Here is an 18,231-nt window from a genome sequence, read left to right as displayed (position 1 = left end):
AGGTTTTTAAAATATACGGGATGGATGTTAATCATAACAATAGCTAGTGCTTATTTGTTAGAGATCATATATACGCATGCCTTTACGACCGGTTTTTCGAGAAACAAAACACAGTATGTAGTTCAATTAAAAGAGGCACATATTGATTATATATTCTTAGGCAGTTCGAGAGTGGAAAACAATATTGATTGTGAGTTAGTTACTCAACTAACGGGTAAAAGCTGTATTAATTTAGGCTTGCAAGGAAGCTTGGCGAATGATTCTGCAGCATTATTACAAATATTAAAAGATCATAAAGTTACTTATGAGAAAGTGTTTTTTCAATTAGATTATGCTGTCAATTACGATTCTTATGCACCAGCCTTTCTTTCTTCCATAGCTCCTTACCAAAACACAGATTTACTCAGCTCAGAATTTAAAAAGCAGGTACATACACCAGCCATGCAGCTTCCTTTTGTTCGCTATGCTGCAAATGATAAAATGATAGGATTCAGAGAGGTCCTATTACAACTTTATAAAAAACCAACTAATATAGACTTTACTAATGGTTTTTTAGCGAGGGATCATGTAGGAAGTAAACTAAAGGGGTCATTACCTACCGAAATCTCTGATGCCAATCAAGGCGTAAACTGGTTGAGGAAAAGTGAACCTAATCACCTTATTTTGTACACAGCACCTTATTGTAAAAATGCCTCAAATAGAAATATATTTGTAAAGAAACTAGAAGAAGCTTACCCGCAAGTAATTAGCTTTATCGACTTATTTGATCAAACAGATACTTATTTTGCAGATTGCGGTCACCTTAATAGAAACGGAGCCTCAGGTTTTACGAGAATACTTGTAGAAGAGTTATTATTAAATGAAAATAGCAACTAATGCACATCGCCTACCTCACACCAGAATATCCGCATAAAAAAATCAGCAATGCTGGTGGTATGGGGACCAGTATAAAAAACTTAGTAGAAGCACTAGCGGCAATCGGGCATAAGACTAGCGTATTTGTATATGGGCAAAAAGAAGATGGTGTTTTTGAGGAAGCTAATATTACGTTTCATCTCATAGCTCAAAAGACATATAGATTAGGTGGTTTCTATTTTTACCGCAAGCATTTAGAAAGATATATTAAGGACAACTCCAAAGGCATAGATGTACTGGAAGCTCCAGATTGGACTGGAATTACTGCTTTTATGAATCTAAAAACTCCATTAGTGATTAGGTTTCACGGCAGTGACACTTATTTTTGTCATATTGAAAACAGACCTCAAAAATGGAAGAATAGATTTTTTGAAAAAAATGCAGTAAAAAAAGCAAGCGCATTTATCGCACCTACTCATTATGCAGGAGAAGTATCGATGAGGTTATTTGATTTACCATTGGATCGATTGAAGGTGATACACTACGGATTGCAATTAGAGAATTTTCAAAACAACCAACCAGAAAACTATATTCCATATACCCTACTTAATATAGGAACATTGATCCGTAAAAAAGGAGTGTTTCAGTTGATAGAAATATTTAATAAACTGGTCGAATTAGAGCCTAAAAGCAGCCTGATTTTTATAGGTGGGGATAGTGGAGATGTTCTAACCGGTGCTACTTCTACTTGGGAATTAATGAAAAGAAAAATGACCGCAAATGCTGCAGCTCGAATTTCTTACCTAGGTAAAATACCTTATGACGACGTACAAGCACAGATGAAGAAAGCTCATGTTTGTGTTTTTCCATCACTTGCCGAAACACTGGGAATGGTCACTATCGAGTCCATGGCTTTAAAAAAGGCAGTGGTAAATACCAATATAGGATGGGCACAAGATTTAATAGATCATGGAGTGGATGGTTTTATGCATCATCCAGATCATACTGATGTGTATGTAGCTACTTTGCAACATTTATTCAAAGATCAAGAGTTGGTAAAAAAAATAGGTCAAGCCGCTAGAGTAAAAATAGAGGCAAGATTTGATATCAATAAAATAGTAGGTCAGAATTTAGAGTATTATAAAAGTGTTTGTTCCCAATGATTTACCTGCTTTATCATAACGGCATGGCCATTACTAGGGGTTATGAAGGTCTACCAATAGTGGAGGCCATTTATAAATGTGCTCAATCAAATCCTGATGATTATTTGTTGGTTCATGAGAAAACAGCAGACATTGATACATTCAAAAAAGCTTTACAAGAATTAAATCACCAGGCCTATTTCTTTTCTAATTACAACCATACACATGAAGATTTTGGATATGTAGAGGATGGACCTTTTTTAAATATCAATAAAAAAGTTAGGTATCCGACTTGGCTAAAAGGGACAGCGATTGTGTGCGTACATGCAAAGCTAGTTCACATGACTATAGCTACTCATTCTTCGGTAAAGAACTATTTATACTGGTTAAATTCCATTGGTAGATTGTCCAGACCTTTAGGTGTTTTAAATTATCAAATTCCTACAGCCATTCAAAATGAAGAGTTTAAAGAGAAAGACCTTTATAGGTTTGTAAAGCAGCATTATAAAACTAGCTGGGTTTTTATTTTATTCTTGTGTCATTTGTGGTATGAGAAGCGATTTCCTATAAGCTCTTTTATTAAAGCGCTTTTTTACAAAAAGAAACACTTGAAAATTCAGATTCAGGAGTTGCAAAAAAATAGAGAAGTTGATACAACTATAAATTTTGATTACGATGTAGTAATTCCTACTATGGGTAGACCTAATTATTTAAAACAGGTGATGGAAGATTTAAATGAGCAAAGGTTCACACCTAATAAGCTCATTATCATCGAACAAAATGCTGATATCAACGCAACAAGTGCATTAGACTTTATGGAAGAAAAGCGATGGCACTTTGAAATTATTCACGAATTCACTTCTATTACGGGAGCCTGTCGTGCTCGCAACAGAGCAATATCGCTAAGCAATGCCAGCTGGATATTGTTATTTGATGACGACCTGCGTGTTCAAGATGATTTTTCTGATAAAATACTAGGCTTCATTAATGAACGTAAAGAGAAGTGCATTACCTTTTCTTGTTTGCAAAAAGGGGAACAAGAAAGACAGCATACATTTAAGCAATGGGAATCTTTCGGCTCAGGCTGTTCTATTGTTCATAGAGAAATAGTAGAGCGATGTAAATTTGATATGGCTCTGGAACACGGTTATGGAGAAGATGTAGATTATGGCATGCAAATACGTCAAGCTGGCTATGATGTGATTTATGCTCCTCAAATACAGTTGTTGCATTTAAAAGCGCCTGTAGGTGGATTTAGAAAACCACATCTTTTTCCGTGGCAAGAAGACGAGGTTCAACCGAAGCCTTCACCGCAAATCATGTACCATCGTAAGAAGAATTATACTGCCAAACAATTATTAGGATACAAAGTCACTTTGTTCATCAAGTTTTACAAGGATTATTCTATTAAGAATCCTATATCTTATTATAAATATTTTAAAAAGGCTTGGAATAAAAGTATGTATTGGTCTCAAAAATTAGCTCCAGATGCAAAAGTGTAAACTAAGCCTTATTGTTTGTACCTACATGAGACCAGAACCCTTATCCAGGTTGCTGAAATCTGTGATGTCACAATCTCAAGTGCCCGATGAGGTGTTGATTATTGATGGTTCTACTGATGATAAAACGGAGTTGTTATTTCAAGATAGTTCAGAGTTCAGAATTCAGAGTTCAGAGTTGGATAGTTCCACTCTCCATTCAAGTTCAAGTTCAAGTTCAAGTTCAAAATTAAGATATTTCCAAGTGCCAGCAGAACATCGCGGCTTGACCAAACAACGCAATTACGGAATTGAAAGAGTAGGTAGCGATATAGATATTGTTGCTTTTCTAGACGACGATACCCTACTTGATCCAGATTATTTTAAGCAATTAATAGATACCTATACGCAATTCCCAAATGCTATAGGAGTTGGTGGCTACATTACCAATGAAGTTTCTTGGGAGCCAACAGAAACAGAAGATAAAAACGACCTTAATTATTTCTACTATGATGGTTACCGTCGTAAAGAAAGCAGCCGGTATATACTGAGGAGAAAATTAGGTCTCGCACAACAAACCCCTCCAGCCGTTTATCCGGAATTTGGACATGGTAGATCAGTTAGTTTCTTACCGCCCTCAGGTAAAATATATCAAGTGGAACAATTGATGGGAGGTGTGTCTAGTTTTCCCTTATCCGTATTAAAAGAGCATAAATTTTCAGAATATTTTGAAGGATATGGCTTATATGAGGATGCAGATTTCACACTGCGATTATCACATATAGGAGATTTATATGTCAATACGGCCGCACAATTAGAACACCATCACGATGCGGCAGGAAGACCGAATAAGTATGCTTATGGAAAAATGGTGGTGCGCAACGGCTGGTACGTATGGAGAGTAAGACATCCTAAACCTTCTTTTAAAAATAAATTAAAATGGTATCAAATCACCCTATTGCTTACTGCTATTAGATTTCTCAATATCTTTACTACTCGGGAACGCAAAGAAGCCTTTACTGAAGCAATAGGAAGAAGTGTAGGAATTATCAGTTTACTCTTCAATAAACCTAAATAATGAAGTTTTCTAAAGACATAAAAAGATATACCGATTATAGTGGGAAACCTGCCATTATCATGCTGCTCACACAGCAAGGCTTGTGGGCCTTATTGCAGTACCGCTTCTTTAACTGGATTTATACATCTTCATTACCTAAGATTTTAAAATGGCCTATATTAGGAATAGGAGTGCTCAAGTTAAAGGGTATTGAAGTGCTTACAGGAATTACAATCCCTTACAGTGCCACCATAGGAGAGGGGTTTTATATAGGTCATCATTCTGGAATCATCATTAATGCAGGAGCCATCATTGGAAAAAATTGCAATATATCGCAAGGAGTTACCATTGGAGTAAGTGGTCGTGGAGATAAACGCGGTATTCCAGTTATAGGAGATTATGTGTACATAGGAGCAAATGCAACAGTAGCAGGAAAAATTAACATAGGCGACAAAGCTGTTATAGGTGCAAATAGTCTTGTTGTTACAGATGTTGCAGCTGGAACTACGGTAGTAGGAGTTCCAGCGGTTAAGGTTAGTAATAATGACTCAGCCGATTATATTTTATGAAGCTGCTCATCATATCTGACGCACCTATTCTTTTTAAAAATAAGGAGAACGTGGCCTATGCGCCATACGTTAAGGAAATGAATATTTGGATGAAATACGCGACTTCAACCACATACGTTTGTCCGACTAGGTACCATCGTTCCTTGCTCACTAAAGCTTTCGATCGCCAAGATTTTGAAATAAAAAGTGTCAGACGTCTTGAATTTCACAGCCTATTTTCAGCCATATTTTCTTTTCTTAGTATACCCTATCAATTCATAGTTTTGTGTTTTGCTTTCGCGAAAGCGGATCATATACATTTAAGATGCCCAGGAAATTTAGCTTTACTGGCTAGTATGGTACAAATCTTATTCCCTAGTAAAAGGAAGACCGTTAAATATGCCGGTAATTTTGATCCTCAAGCGCTACAACCCATGGCTTATAGATGGCAAAAGAAACTACTTTCCAATACCTTTCTCTCTAAAAATATAAAGGTGTTGGTCTATGGAGACTGGCCCGGTCAAACTAAAAATATCCAAGCCTTCTTTACAGCTACTTACCGCAGGAATCAGATTCAGCCTGTTGCCAATAGGAATTGGAATGGACCTTATAAAGCAGTTTTTGTGGGAACCATGGGAGCCAATAAAAGACCATTAGAAGTTTTTGAACTCATAAAAGAATTACGGGCTAACGGAATTGCTATTTCTTTAGATTATTACGGTGATGGTCCTTTGAAAGCAGTCATAGAAAACCGTGTAAAAGCAGCTGGATTAGAAGATCACATCAGCTTGCACGGTAATGTGGAGAACAGCATCGTTACTCAAGCCTATAAAAAGGCACATTTCTCTTTTCTATTATCAAAAAGTGAAGGTTGGCCCAAAGCCGTTGCTGAGGCCATGTTTTGGGGTTGTATTCCAGTGGCAAGTAAAGTGAGCTGCGTCCATTGGATGCTGGGTATAGCAACGTCCAACTTTCAACTTCCAACTTCCAATGCAGATAAACAAACCTACCCTTTAGGGCTAGGGAAAGCTCTCGATGCCAGTTCGAGCGATAGTCGAGAACGATTACAGAATAAAGAAACCTACCCTTTAGGGCTAGGGAAAGGTTTCGATGTCAGTTCGAGCGATAGTCGAGAACGATTACAGAATGAAGAAACCAACCCATCAGAGCTAGGCAAAGGTATGGATTCCACTCAGCGAGGTATCTTGATCAATGACATATCACAAGCAGGAACACTAGCGGAAGAATACCTAAAACATCCAGAATTCTTACAGCAGGTGTCACAAGCTGCCGCGGCATGGTCGCAACAATACACCTTAGATGATTTTGAAAGAGAAATTGCTTTGCTTTTAAAAGAAACGCATCCATCAAAAGCCCCTAAGAAATGAAACTGCTTCAAATCATAGACAGTCTAGAAGCCGGTGGCGCAGAACGTATGGCGGTGAATATTGCTAATGTGCTCACTCAAGAAGGTCACGACTCCCATCTTTGTGTGACTAGAAAAGAAGGCTTGCTTCAAAAAGCAATTGCCCCAGAGGTAGCCTATCTTTTTTTAAATAAGAAAGGCAAGATAGGATGGCGTGCTGTTTTTAAATTGAGGACTTATATACAACAGCATCAAATAGAAGTAGTTCATGCGCACAGCACTTCTGCTTATATAGCGGTACTTGCTTTAGTTTTCTTGAAGAACCCACCTAAACTGATTTGGCACGACCATTATGGTAAGGCTGACCAATTAGATCAAAGGCCTGACAAAATATGGAAGTTGATTTCTGTCTTTTTTGACCAAATAATAAGCGTCAACAAGCGATTAAAAACTTGGGCAGAGAAGGAGCTGAAATGTAAAAAGGTGCTGTACTTAGAGAACTTTGCTGTAAAAGTTCCGACGGTTCCGCTTTTGAGTCCGCTGGGTGGAACAGAAGGAAAGCGCATCGTATGTCTTGCCAACTTAAGGGAACAGAAAGACCACCTGCATTTGCTTCAAGCTTTTGAGAGGCTAGCGTCAGAATATCACGAATGGACCTTACACCTCTGCGGTCAGGATTTTCAGGATGCCTATTCCAATGAATTGAAGCGTCACATACAAAAGCCAGCTCTTGCAAGTCGTGTTTTCCTATTGGGATCACGACCTGATGTAACAGCCGTTCTTAATGCCTGTGATATAGGAGTGCTCTCTTCTAAGTCAGAAGGATTGCCGGTCGCCTTATTAGAATATGGGTTGTGTTCTTTGCCAGTCGTAGTTACCGATGTAGGCGCTTGTAAAGAAGTAGTAGCTGATTGCGGACTCGTTGTTCCTCCAGAAAATCCGGAGCTTCTAGCATCAGCTTTAGAAGAACTAATGTCAAATCGCGAATTAAGAGATCGTTATGCCCTTCAATTCCATGAACATGTGCTGCAGCATTACGGCAGTGATCGTTATGTGGAGAGGCTTTTGGAGGTTTATGATTCTTAATCCCCATTATCCTGCAGACATTATGCATTCCTCTCCTAGCACTCGTCGGATGCAAGAAGGGGGAAGAACTCGTTAAACAACTCTCGGGAATTGTAAAGGATTCGGCATCAAGTGCGGAAAATAATTTCCAAAGCTACAATTATAAAATACTGCCTACTCAAATTTGTGAGCTCGCTCACAAATCAACCTGCCTACTGCCTACTGAAAACTGAGACTGATTCCAGCAGGCCCCATTGTCCTGCGATCATGATGCATTCCTCTCCTAGCACTCGTCGGATGCAAGAAGGGAAAAACTCTTCAAAAAACTCTCGGGAACTGTAAGTGATTCTGCATCAAGTGCGGAAAATAATTTCCAAAGTTACAATTATAAAATACTGCCTACTCAAATTTGTGAGCTCGCTCACAAATCAACCTGCCTACTGCCTACTGAAAACTGAGACTGATTCCAGCAGGCCCCTTTGTCCTGCGGACATTATGCATTCCTCTCGTTGCACTCGTCGGATGCAAGAAGGGGGAAGAACTCGTTAAAAATTCTCGGGAATTGTAAAGGATTCGGCATCAAGTGCGGAAAATAATTTCTAAAGCTACCATTATAAAATACTGCCTACTCAAATTTGTGAGCTCGCTCACAAATCAACCTGCCTACTGCCTACTGAAAACTGAGACTGATTCCAGTATGCCCCTTTGTCCTGCGGACATTATGCATTCCTCTCGTTGCACTCGTCGGATGCAAGAAGGAGGAAAATAGGTTTGAATCGCGTTGCTCTTTCTTTTATTGCCCTATTATCCTGCAGACATTATGCATTACTCTCCTAGCACTCGTCGGATGCAAGAAAGGGGAAGAACTCGTTAAACAACTCTCGGGAATTGTAAAGGATTCGGCATCAAGTGCGGAAAATAATTTCCAAAGCTACCATTATAAAATACTGCCTACTCAAATTTGTGAGCTCGCTCACAAATCAACCTGCCTACTGCCTACTGGAGACTGAGACTGATTCCAGCTAATAATAAATTCCTAGGATTATTTACTGGCAGCATGCTGCTCTATAGCATCCCAATATTCATATGCACGGCGCAGATGAGGTATCACAATCGTTCCACCCACTAATGTAGCGATGGAAAGGGCTTCTACAACTTCTTCCTTAGAAATACCTTCTTTATGGCTGGCTTCTAAGTGGTATTTGACACAGTCATCACATCTCAACACCGTACTAGCAACAAGACCTAAAAGTTCTTTGGTTTTCTTATCTAATCTACCTGCTGTAAAAGCATTGGTATCTATATTGAAGATGCGTTTGATGATTTTATTGTTGTCGTCGAGAATGGCATCGTTCATTTTTGCGCGATACGCATTGAATTCTTCTACTTGATTACTCATAACTTATAACTTAGCTAATTTTCTTTTTCTTCTTTTCTGTCGGTAAAGGACAAATTTAGAGATGAAAATACTCACTTCGTATAAAATTAACACAGGTATAGCAACTATTATTTGACTAGCAATATCTGGCGGTGTGATAACGGCGGCTACAATCAGTACGATGACTAAGGCAAACTTCCTGTTTTTTCTTAGTCCTTCTGGTGTAGCAAGACCTATTTTAGTCAAGAAATAGATGATGACAGGCAATTCAAAAAGCAATCCAGAAGCTAAAATGGAGGCTCTGATATAGCCTATATAACTGGATAAACTAGGTTCTGTCGATATTTCTGGACTTAAGTTATACGTCATCATAAAGTGAACCGATAAAGGAGCAATAACAAAATACCCAAAGGTTACCCCAATAAAAAATAACAGAGAACATACAATGATAAAACCGCTGCTGTACTTTTTTTCTGTCGATTTTAAACCTGGTGATATAAACCTCCATACTTGATACAATACCCATGGAAAAGCAACTACAAAACCTACTAAAATGGAGGTCCAAATATGAGTAGAAAACTCATCAGACATCTCTCTAGATTGGACTTTGAAATTAAAATCTGGATTGCAAAAATCACTTACAATTCCGAAATACTTCCCAAAGTCACAAAAGAATTCATAGGTGATAAAAGTACCTCTCTTCGGTCCAAAAATGATAACGTCAAAAATGAAGTCTGTAAAAACACCTGCAATTACAGCACCTATTAAAATTCCAACTATAGAACGTATCAACGACCAACGCAATTCTTCTACGTGGTCCAGGAATGACATCTTATTAGGGTCTACTTTTTTACGAGCCATGTTATACGATTCCCTCTCTTATTAAATCATGAATATGAACCACTCCAGCATAACAATCCTTTTCATCCACGGCAATCAATTGAGAGATGTTTTTTTCTTCCATCAATTCTCGAGCTTGTACCGCCATAGAATCGGCTGTGATAGTTTTAGGATGGCTGCTCATAATATCTCTTGCCACTAGATCATCGATATTTTTACCGCTGGAAAGCATGCGTCTTAAATCACCATCAGTAATAATTCCTATAGCTTGATGATGATCAGTCACTACTGTCATTCCCAGCATATTTTCTGTAATATTCACAATCACATCTCTTAAAGAGGTAGTGGCTTGTACTTCTGGTTTGTTGTTTTTCTCGCTGATGTCTTGAACACGCAAGTATAATTTTTTACCTAAGGCGCCACCTGGGTGGTACCTCGCAAAATCTTTATCGGTAAAGCCTTTTAATTCTAGTAAACTTACCGCAAGCGCATCACCTATAACCAGTTGAACAGTAGTGCTGGTGGTAGGAGCCAGGCCATTAGGGCAAGCTTCTTCTTTGATCGCTGCATGAAGAACATAGTCTGCTTCTTTCCCTAAAAAGGATTCTCTTTCACTTGTGATCGCAATCAATTTATTATTGAAATTCTTGATCAATGGCACCAGGACTTTTATTTCTGGAGTATTTCCACTTTTTGAAATACAGATCACCACATCATTGGTTTGTACGATTCCTAAATCGCCGTGAATAGCGTCGGCGGCATGCATAAAAATCGCAGGGGTGCCTGTGGAGTTCATAGTAGCCACTATTTTCTGGGCTATGATCGCACTTTTGCCTATTCCAGTGATAATAACTCTGCCTTTTGAGTGGTGTATATGCACTACCGCTTTCGCGAAAGCGGAATCAATACCATCCACAAGATCTGTAATAGCCTGTGCTTCAATGCGAATAGTTCTTCTCGCAACTTCTAAAACTTTATTTTCTTCTTCCAAAAATGATTAGTTATATCTATAATTTGTGATAAGCAAATTATATCGTAAATTTAGCTTACAAAGATAAACAAAACGCAGCAGCCGCATGGCAGATACGCAAATAGGATTAGAAGAAAATCTAAAGAAATATTTTGGATTCGGGCAATTTAGAGGATTGCAAAAAAAGGTCATCACAGCACTACTTAATAAAGAAGATTGTTTTGTCATTATGCCTACGGGCGGTGGGAAGTCACTGTGTTACCAATTACCAGCTTTGATGCAGGAAGGAACAGCTATTGTTGTTTCTCCACTAATTGCATTGATGAAAAATCAGGTCGATGCCATACGTGGCATTTCCGATCATGACGGCGTAGCGCATGTACTCAACTCCTCTCTTTCTAAAGGAGATGTACAGCAAGTAAAAGATGACATTGCTAGTGGGATTACTAAGTTGCTTTATGTGGCTCCAGAATCACTGACCAAAGAAGAATATGTGGATTTCTTAAAGCAGCATAAAATATCATTTCTAGCCGTAGATGAAGCACATTGTATTAGTGAATGGGGACACGATTTCCGTCCAGAATACAGAAACTTGCGCAGGATCATCGATCGTATAGGATCCGATATTCCTATTATAGGATTGACAGCTACAGCGACTCCTAAGGTGCAAGAGGATATTCTTAAGAATTTACAAATTACCAACGCCACTACTTTTCAAGCTTCCTTTAATAGGCCCAATCTTTATTATGAGGTGCGCCCTAAAACAGAAACAGTAGATGCTGATATTACTCGTTTTATAAAACAAAATGACGGAAAATCTGGTATTGTTTACTGTTTGTCTCGCAAGCGTGTGGAAGCGCTGGCTCAGGTATTACAAGTAAATGGGATCAAAGCAGTTCCTTACCATGCAGGACTGGATGCCAAAACAAGAGTACTGCATCAAGATATGTTCTTAATGGAAGATACTGATGTGGTGGTAGCTACCATAGCCTTTGGTATGGGAATCGATAAGCCAGATGTGCGGTTTGTGATTCATCATGATATTCCTAAAAGTATCGAATCTTATTATCAAGAAACGGGTCGTGCAGGACGTGACGGCGGAGAAGGGCATTGCCTTGCTTATTACGCTTATAAAGACATTGAGAAATTAGAAAAATTCATGTCTGGAAAACCTATTGCAGAGCAAGAAATAGGTCATGCACTCTTACAAGAAATGGTAGGTTACTCAGAAACGAGCATGAGCCGCAGACAGTACATCTTGCATTATTTTGGGGAGCAGTTTGATCCGGCTACAGGAGCTGGTGGTGATATGGATGATAATATGCGCAATCCAAAACCTCAAAAAGAAGCCGTAGAAGAAGTAAAAAAACTGATTCAATTGATAGGCGCAGCAGGGGAGCGATATAAATCTAAAGACATTGTCAATATCCTTATGGGTAAAAATAATGCGATGATTTCTAGCCACAAGTTAGATCAACACGACTATTTCGGAAGTGGTCAGAATAAAGAAAAAGCATTTTGGACGGCTCTGATACGTCAGGTATTGGTCGCACGTTTGATCAAAAAAGATATAGAAACCTATGGCACCCTTAAAGTGCTGGATGCAGGTCGTGAATTTGTAATCACTGGAAAGACATTTATGATGAGTGACGATCATACCTACCATCAATCTTCTGACCAAATTGTAGGAGCTTTTAAAGGTGGCGCAATAGACACGCAACTGGTGAAGTTCTTAAAGGATTTACGCAAAAAGGTGGCGTCTCAAAAGAACGTGCCTCCATATGTGGTTTTTCAAGATCCTTCCATAGAAGATATGGCCACTAAGTATCCCATCACTATGGAAGAAATGGCAAATATCCACGGAGTAGGAGAAGGAAAAGCAAAAAAGTATGGAAAGTCATTTGTAGAATTGATTTCGACCTACGTAACAGATAATGATATCCTTAGACCAGATGATTTGATCATCAAAAGTACGGGAGCAAAATCTGGAAATAAAATGTACTTCATTACGAGTATAGACCGCAAGCTGAACTTTGACGACATGGCAAGTGCAAAAGGCATGGACATGAATAATTTGATCGGTGAATTAGAAAGTATCGTTTATAGCGGTACCAAATTAAATGTAGGTTATTGGATTGATGAAATACTGGATGAAGACCAGCAAGAAGAACTACATGAGTATTTTATAGAATCAGAATCTGATAAAATAGATGCCGCAGTAGAAGAATTTGAAGGGGATTATGAAGAAGAAGAACTGCGCCTCTACAGATTGAAGTTTATCAGTGAAGTAGCTAATTAAGTATTAAGACCTGATTGGAATACATCAGGAGAGTAAAAATCCCAATAGGAAGATTCCTGTTGGGATTTTTTTATACCATCATCATATATAATTTTAAAACTGCAATGGTCTTTTGACCTCTTTTGTGGGTTGCTTATTTCTTAAATTAAAATTCTAAGAAGTGTAAAATCAGGTGTTGTTTATTTCTTTTGAGGTTGGTGTGAGAATTCCGCTTTCGCGAAAGCGAGAATAAAACACAGTAAATCGACAGCTTACACCAGGAGTTGATTTACGGAGTTCCAAAGCATCTAGTTCATGGCGCGGCTCTTGAAAGTAGTTGAACAAGGGCCCTCCAAAAACCTGATAGACTAGGCGGGATACCCATACAGAAATAACTCAATTTACTTTAAACGCAAGTTAGTTCAACAATAAAATTTCATAAATGAATGAGTAAGGATACCTCTTGAGATAAAAGTCTTGGTGGGTTTTTATGTGAATAGCGTCAGATAATTCAACCGGATTTATGGATTATTGTAACTTCCTTCTTCTAGTTTAGTAATATCTTCTTCATTAGTAATTACTCTAAAAGCCAATTTAAAACCTTCATAACCTGCAAAACCGTAAAATAATACGTCCATAAAACCAAATGTTTCTTTCATCATTGGAATAAACAGGGAGTAATCAAAGTTTAAAAAGGCATCTAGATAACCTATTTCATTATAATTGGCTATAAAACCAATCGTACTTAAGAAATTACCTAAAAAACAGCTAAGAATAGCAATCGTAGCACCAATAATCCCAAAAATCATATCGACTCCTTTACCACCCAAGCGTACGGCATGCCCTACTATAAAACCAATTCCTATAGCCATAAAGGCTATTTGGTATTCTGTAACAACAGTAATCACTGCCCATATAACAGCGCCTACAACTCCTATACCTATTCCTGCAAAAATTCCTCCAGCTAGATTTTGCTCCTCGCGTAATTTTTCATTTGTCGCTGCTGAAAGTCTGTGAAGATTCACAGTACCATCTTTGTCTAAATTGACCGTTTGGGGTACAGTTTCATTTTTAATAAAATCATTACAGGAGACTTCAAAATCAGCTTTTCTATCTGTTAAACCACATAGGATGCCTTGTTGAAAATCTTTTTTACGATGCGTACATTTTTCACAAAAGGTGAGGTGTTCTGCTCTGGTCATTGATTGGTTTTTATGGGTTGGTTTTTTAAAATAAAAACAACCAATATAAGAAGTAAAAAAAACTATACCAGCATTCTGAAGACTGAATTCTAAAGAATTACCTTTGTAGCATTAAAAAAAAACAACAATGCAAGAAGGAATCTACGCAAAATTTGATACTACTAAAGGAGAGATCCTCGTACAACTACATCACGACAAAACACCTGGAACGGTAGGAAATTTTATCGCACTCGCTGAAGGGAACTTAGAGAACAAAGCCAAAGAACAAGGGACACCTTATTATGACGGTTTAAAATTTCACCGAGTAATCCCAGATTTTATGGTGCAAGGTGGAGACCCACAAGGAACTGGTTCTGGCGGGCCAGGTTATAATTTTGATGATGAGTTCCATCCAGAATTACGTCATGAGGGTCCTGGAGTATTGAGTATGGCAAATGCAGGACCTGCAACAAATGGTTCTCAGTTTTTTATTACTCATATAGCTACGCCATGGTTGGATGATAAGCACACGGTCTTTGGTAAAGTAATAGAAGGACAAGATGTGGTTGATGCCATCGCTCAAGGTGACGAAATCAAAAAACTTACTATCTTAAGAGAAGGTGATGCGGCAAAAGCATTCAACGCTGTGGAAGAATTTCGTCAGTTGGAAGGAGCTGTAAAAAATCGCAAAGAGCAGGCTAGAAAACAAGCAGACCAAGAGATCGATGAGATCGCTATGGGTTTTGATAAAACAGAAAGCGGTTTGCGTTATAAAATCATCAATCAAGGTGATGGTGTGCAGGCTGAAAAAGGAAAAACGGTTAGCGTTCATTACAAAGGAATGTTGCCTAACGGTAAAGTGTTTGACTCTAGTTATGACCGCAAGCAGCCTATAGATTTTGCTCTAGGAATGGGGCAGGTCATCGCAGGATGGGATGAAGGGATCCAACTTTTAAAAGTAGGAGACAAAGCTCGTCTAGTGGTACCATCTGACATGGCTTATGGAAGTGCTGGAGCAGGTGGCGTTATTCCACCAAATGCAACATTAGTGTTTGATGTAGAACTCGTTGCTGTAAAGTAATTAGTTGTTTATTGATATTTAAAAAGCTCTGTTCTCTGTTAGAGAATGGAGCTTTTCTTATTTTGTGGCATGTGGCATGTGGCATGTGGAGTAGGAGGAACTATAGAATTCATAGCCTTTAGCCGAGAGAAAAAGAGGTGTCTTTGTTAAACGTAAAGTAATGATCATTTTAAATTGGAAGATCTTATTGTTTATTAAAAAGCAATGGTTGTTGCAGCGACCGCAGATTCTTAAGTAAAAGAAATTCCTCCAAGAGATCTTGTCAGAAAAGAAGTGACCGTCATTCAAAAAATGTTGACAAGTTTGCGCAGTAAGACCAGGTCAAGAAGCTATAAAAAATAATTTTCCCTCATCCCTCATCCCTCATCCCTCATCCCTCATCCCTCATCCCTCATCCCTCATCCCTCATCCCTCATCCCTCATCCCTCATCCCTCATCCCTCATCCCTCATCCCTCATACCTCTTCCATCCTCTATCCTCTATCTTCCATCTTCCCCAACTCAAAGGCTCACAAATTCGCACCTAATTCCTATATTTACCCTTTAAATAAAAAAGCATGAAAGCATTAGTTCCTTTTTGCCGATGGTTTGTCGGTATATTATTCATATTTAGTGGTTTAATTAAGTTAAATGATCCGTTAGGCTTCTCTTATAAATTGGATGAATATTTCAGTGCTGCCGTCTTAGGACTGGAGTTTTTACAACCGTTTGCACTTCCTATGGCTATTTTTGTTGTCATTTTTGAAGTGGTCTTAGGGATCATGCTTCTCCTTGGTTTTCAGAAAAAATTTACGATCTGGTCCATATTGCTCATGATTGTTTTCTTTACATTTTTAACTTTCTATTCTGCATATTTTGATAAAGTGACGGATTGTGGTTGCTTTGGTGATGCTATTCCTTTAACACCTTGGCAATCTTTTTACAAAGACGTGGTGCTATTAGTGATGATATTGGTTTTGTTTTTTAATATGGATAAAATAGGTTCCGCTTTCGCGAAAGCAAAATCCTCCATCATTATTCTCGTAGCTACGGTCATTTGTTTTATCATCGCCTATTACGTGTTGATGCACTTACCTATTCTTGATTTTAGAGCCTATAAAACAGGGGTCGATATAGAAGAGGCGATGAAGGAAGATCCTAATCATCCTGCTATTTATGGGTACGACTGGTATTATACAGTTGATGGGAAAGAAGAAATAATTACTACAGATGGTTTGCCTCCAGAAGGTCGTCCAGGTTATGATAAAGTGGAAACACGTGTTATTCAAGAGGCAGCACTTCCTGAAATTCATGATTTTTCTATAGAAACAGATGGCGAAGATTACACTCAAGAAATCTTAGATAAAGAAAAAGTAGCCTTTGTCATGATTTACGATATGACCAAAGCTGAAGACGGCGGTATGCAAAAGTTGGCTGCTTTTATACAAAGAGCGCAGAAAGCCGGTTATGAGGTGATAGGTCTGAGTGCAAATCCTATAGATCAATTGCAACCTTTACTAGAAGCAAATAGTGTGGAGATCCCATTTTACACTACAGATGGAACTCAAATCAAAACTGCTGTACGATCTACACCATCTATAATGACGATTAATAAAGGGGTGATTACTGCTAAGTCGCATTGGAATGATTTTGAGCAACTGGCTTTATGATAAGCTATGTGCTTAAAAAAATAGGCTATGCGATACTGACATTATATGGAGTGGTTACCGTAATTTTTCTTTTATTCTACCTTTTACCAGGAGATCCAGCCCAAATGATGCTGGGGCAAAATGAGTCAGAAGAGCAACTGGCAAATGTGAGAGCTAAATACGGTTTGGATCAAACGATAGGAACTCAGTATTTGTATTTCCTCAATGATTTATCACCTGTATCTTTTCACAGTAAGCAGGCGTCTGATTTCACCTACGACGATGGGCAGTACACGGGTATAAAACTCATTACAATAGGGACAACAGCTACTTATATCAAATGGCCATACCTGCGAGAATCCTTTCAAAAAACGGGTAAAAAAGTAAGCTATATCATAGGAGAAACCTTGCCCAACACCATGATTTTAGCCCTAGCAGCAATTAGTATTGCATTGGTTTTGGGATTGGTTTTAGGGGTGATTTCAGCTTTGTATAAAAATAGCTGGATCGATCAAGTCATTCAACTGGTAAGTACGATGGGAATGAGTATTCCTAGTTTTTTTAGCGCCATCATTTTTGCGTTTATTTTTGGCTATGTGTTGCATGAATATACCGGATTGAAGATGAGTGGTAGTTTATATGAAATGGATGATTATGGAGAAGGAATGCAATTGCAATGGCGCAATTTGATTTTGCCCGCAATAGTACTTGGAATACGACCGCTAGCCGTTATTTCTCAACTTATGAGAAACAGCCTGTTGGAAGTCATGGGGCAAGAATACATTACTACAGCTTATGCCAAAGGACTGACTACATTACAAGTGATCAAAAGACATGCGTTTAAAAATGCACTGAACCCAGTAATAACTGCGGTAAGCGGTTGGTTTGCGAGTTTACTTGCTGGAGCTGTGTTTGTAGAATATATTTTCAATTGGAACGGAATAGGAAAGGAAATCGTAGAGGCTTTAAATACCCAAGATTTACCGGTCATTACAGGAGCGGTTCTCGTTATTGCTACCTTGTTTATCCTTATCAATATTCTGGTGGACTTGCTCTATGTATGGCTGGATCCACGTGTGAAGCTGGAATAGCTATAAGGATGCGGGATGCTGTTAGAATACCGAGTATCGAAGAGGAGAGGAATATCGAGAGAGGAAAAGAGTTGATATATAAGTAAGAGCAGACATCTAAGCTGGAGCGGCAGACAAGAATATAGATCTAGGGAATAAAATAAGGAGACCTCAGTCCGTTTCTCAAGCTGCCAGCGCAATCGTTTTTTGCTATTTAAAAGTCAATACCTTTGCATTCATTTGCACAATAATAATAAAAACGGCAATTTTGAAATTATCCTTCAATTGATAATTA

General features: G+C 38.4%; 15 protein-coding genes. 11 read left to right on the top strand and 4 right to left on the bottom strand.

All coding sequences use genetic code 11. The features are described from left to right. Positions 1-24: 24 nt before the first annotated feature. From CW736_RS00500 to CW736_RS00470, 7 genes are read left to right on the top strand one after another with little or no spacing between them, the layout of a single operon-like run. Positions 25-876 (top strand): hypothetical protein, encoded by an 852-nt coding sequence (locus CW736_RS00500; protein WP_157810846.1) that lies wholly within the window; start codon positions 25-27, stop codon positions 874-876. After that, positions 876-2,018 (top strand): glycosyltransferase family 4 protein, encoded by a 1,143-nt coding sequence (locus tag CW736_RS00495; RefSeq protein ID WP_101012050.1) that lies wholly within the window; start codon positions 876-878, stop codon positions 2,016-2,018. The genes CW736_RS00500 and CW736_RS00495 overlap by 1 nt, the downstream gene beginning before the upstream one ends. After that, complete coding sequence (locus tag CW736_RS00490; RefSeq protein ID WP_101012049.1) at positions 2,015-3,499, top strand: glycosyltransferase family 2 protein; 1,485 nt, start codon at positions 2,015-2,017, stop codon at positions 3,497-3,499. The genes CW736_RS00495 and CW736_RS00490 overlap by 4 nt, the downstream gene beginning before the upstream one ends. Continuing rightward, positions 3,486-4,553, top strand: a complete 1,068-nt coding sequence (locus CW736_RS00485) for a glycosyltransferase family 2 protein (RefSeq protein WP_101012048.1) — start codon at positions 3,486-3,488, stop codon at positions 4,551-4,553. Before CW736_RS00490 ends, CW736_RS00485 begins: the two co-directional genes overlap by 14 nt. Continuing rightward, entirely contained in the window at positions 4,553-5,101 is a 549-nt protein-coding gene (locus tag CW736_RS00480) for a serine O-acetyltransferase (RefSeq protein WP_101012047.1), read from the top strand. The genes CW736_RS00485 and CW736_RS00480 overlap by 1 nt, the downstream gene beginning before the upstream one ends. Continuing rightward, positions 5,098-6,468: a glycosyltransferase gene (locus CW736_RS00475; protein WP_101012046.1), complete on the top strand. Its 1,371-nt coding sequence runs from the start codon at positions 5,098-5,100 to the stop codon at positions 6,466-6,468. Before CW736_RS00480 ends, CW736_RS00475 begins: the two co-directional genes overlap by 4 nt. Then, positions 6,465-7,532: a glycosyltransferase gene (locus CW736_RS00470; RefSeq protein WP_101012045.1), complete on the top strand. Its 1,068-nt coding sequence runs from the start codon at positions 6,465-6,467 to the stop codon at positions 7,530-7,532. Before CW736_RS00475 ends, CW736_RS00470 begins: the two co-directional genes overlap by 4 nt. Positions 7,533-8,553: 1,021 nt before the next feature. On the opposite strand, the gene CW736_RS00465 is transcribed toward CW736_RS00470, so the two are convergent. The 3 genes from CW736_RS00465 to CW736_RS00455 are packed head-to-tail and all read right to left on the bottom strand — an operon-like array spanning position 8,554 to position 10,720. After that, positions 8,554-8,910, bottom strand: coding sequence for a carboxymuconolactone decarboxylase family protein (locus CW736_RS00465; RefSeq protein ID WP_101012044.1), 357 nt, complete (start codon positions 8,908-8,910; stop codon positions 8,554-8,556). 3 nt (positions 8,911-8,913) lie between these two features. Beyond that, positions 8,914-9,750: a twin-arginine translocase subunit TatC gene (gene tatC / locus CW736_RS00460; protein WP_101012043.1), complete on the bottom strand. Its 837-nt coding sequence runs from the start codon at positions 9,748-9,750 to the stop codon at positions 8,914-8,916. Position 9,751: 1 nt separating this feature from the next. Next, on the bottom strand, positions 9,752-10,720 hold the full coding sequence (locus CW736_RS00455) for an SIS domain-containing protein (protein WP_101012042.1): 969 nt from the start codon (positions 10,718-10,720) through the stop codon (positions 9,752-9,754). A gap of 85 nt (positions 10,721-10,805) precedes the next feature. Between CW736_RS00455 and recQ the strand changes: the two genes are divergently transcribed. After that, a complete protein-coding gene (gene recQ / locus CW736_RS00450) occupies positions 10,806-12,998 on the top strand; it encodes a DNA helicase RecQ (RefSeq protein ID WP_101012041.1) in 2,193 nt (730 codons plus the stop codon). 500 nt (positions 12,999-13,498) lie between these two features. On the opposite strand, the gene CW736_RS00445 is transcribed toward recQ, so the two are convergent. Beyond that, entirely contained in the window at positions 13,499-14,179 is a 681-nt protein-coding gene (locus CW736_RS00445) for a hypothetical protein (protein ID WP_101012040.1), read from the bottom strand. Between the two features lie 127 nt (positions 14,180-14,306). On the opposite strand from CW736_RS00445, the gene CW736_RS00440 reads away from it, so the two are divergent. The 3 genes from CW736_RS00440 (at position 14,307) to CW736_RS00430 (ending at position 17,957) form a co-directional block, all read left to right on the top strand. Then, positions 14,307-15,239 carry a peptidylprolyl isomerase gene (locus tag CW736_RS00440; protein ID WP_101012039.1) on the top strand — a complete coding sequence of 311 codons (933 nt, stop codon included), beginning with the start codon at positions 14,307-14,309 and terminating at the stop codon, positions 15,237-15,239. A gap of 556 nt (positions 15,240-15,795) precedes the next feature. Then, complete coding sequence (locus CW736_RS00435) at positions 15,796-16,887, top strand: BT_3928 family protein (RefSeq protein WP_101012038.1); 1,092 nt, start codon at positions 15,796-15,798, stop codon at positions 16,885-16,887. Continuing rightward, on the top strand, positions 16,884-17,957 hold the full coding sequence (locus CW736_RS00430; protein ID WP_101012037.1) for an ABC transporter permease: 1,074 nt from the start codon (positions 16,884-16,886) through the stop codon (positions 17,955-17,957). Before CW736_RS00435 ends, CW736_RS00430 begins: the two co-directional genes overlap by 4 nt. The last annotated feature ends 274 nt before the right edge of the window (positions 17,958-18,231 follow it).

Source organism: Nonlabens sp. MB-3u-79, from assembly GCF_002831625.1.
GTDB lineage: Bacteria > Bacteroidota > Bacteroidia > Flavobacteriales > Flavobacteriaceae > Nonlabens.
The sequence above is the reverse complement of the archived record's forward strand: the minus strand, read 5'-3'. Positions and strand labels throughout refer to the sequence as shown.

Bases quoted from the DNA above. Each gene is read 5' to 3' on its own strand.
- CW736_RS00435 (WP_101012038.1), top strand. From the start codon at position 15,796: ATGAAAGCATTAGTTCCTTTTTGCCGATGGTTTGTCGGTATATTATTC.
- CW736_RS00430 (WP_101012037.1), top strand. From the start codon at position 16,884: ATGATAAGCTATGTGCTTAAAAAAATAGGCTATGCGATACTGACATTA.
- CW736_RS00500 (WP_157810846.1), top strand. From the start codon at position 25: ATGTTAATCATAACAATAGCTAGTGCTTATTTGTTAGAGATCATATAT.
- CW736_RS00445 (WP_101012040.1), bottom strand. From the start codon at position 14,179: ATGACCAGAGCAGAACACCTCACCTTTTGTGAAAAATGTACGCATCGT.
- tatC (WP_101012043.1), bottom strand. From the start codon at position 9,750: ATGGCTCGTAAAAAAGTAGACCCTAATAAGATGTCATTCCTGGACCAC.
- CW736_RS00480 (WP_101012047.1), top strand. From the start codon at position 4,553: ATGAAGTTTTCTAAAGACATAAAAAGATATACCGATTATAGTGGGAAA.
- CW736_RS00495 (WP_101012050.1), top strand. From the start codon at position 876: ATGCACATCGCCTACCTCACACCAGAATATCCGCATAAAAAAATCAGC.
- CW736_RS00490 (WP_101012049.1), top strand. From the start codon at position 2,015: ATGATTTACCTGCTTTATCATAACGGCATGGCCATTACTAGGGGTTAT.
- CW736_RS00465 (WP_101012044.1), bottom strand. From the start codon at position 8,910: ATGAGTAATCAAGTAGAAGAATTCAATGCGTATCGCGCAAAAATGAAC.
- CW736_RS00470 (WP_101012045.1), top strand. From the start codon at position 6,465: ATGAAACTGCTTCAAATCATAGACAGTCTAGAAGCCGGTGGCGCAGAA.
- recQ (WP_101012041.1), top strand. From the start codon at position 10,806: ATGGCAGATACGCAAATAGGATTAGAAGAAAATCTAAAGAAATATTTT.
- CW736_RS00485 (WP_101012048.1), top strand. From the start codon at position 3,486: ATGCAAAAGTGTAAACTAAGCCTTATTGTTTGTACCTACATGAGACCA.
- CW736_RS00440 (WP_101012039.1), top strand. From the start codon at position 14,307: ATGCAAGAAGGAATCTACGCAAAATTTGATACTACTAAAGGAGAGATC.
- CW736_RS00475 (WP_101012046.1), top strand. From the start codon at position 5,098: ATGAAGCTGCTCATCATATCTGACGCACCTATTCTTTTTAAAAATAAG.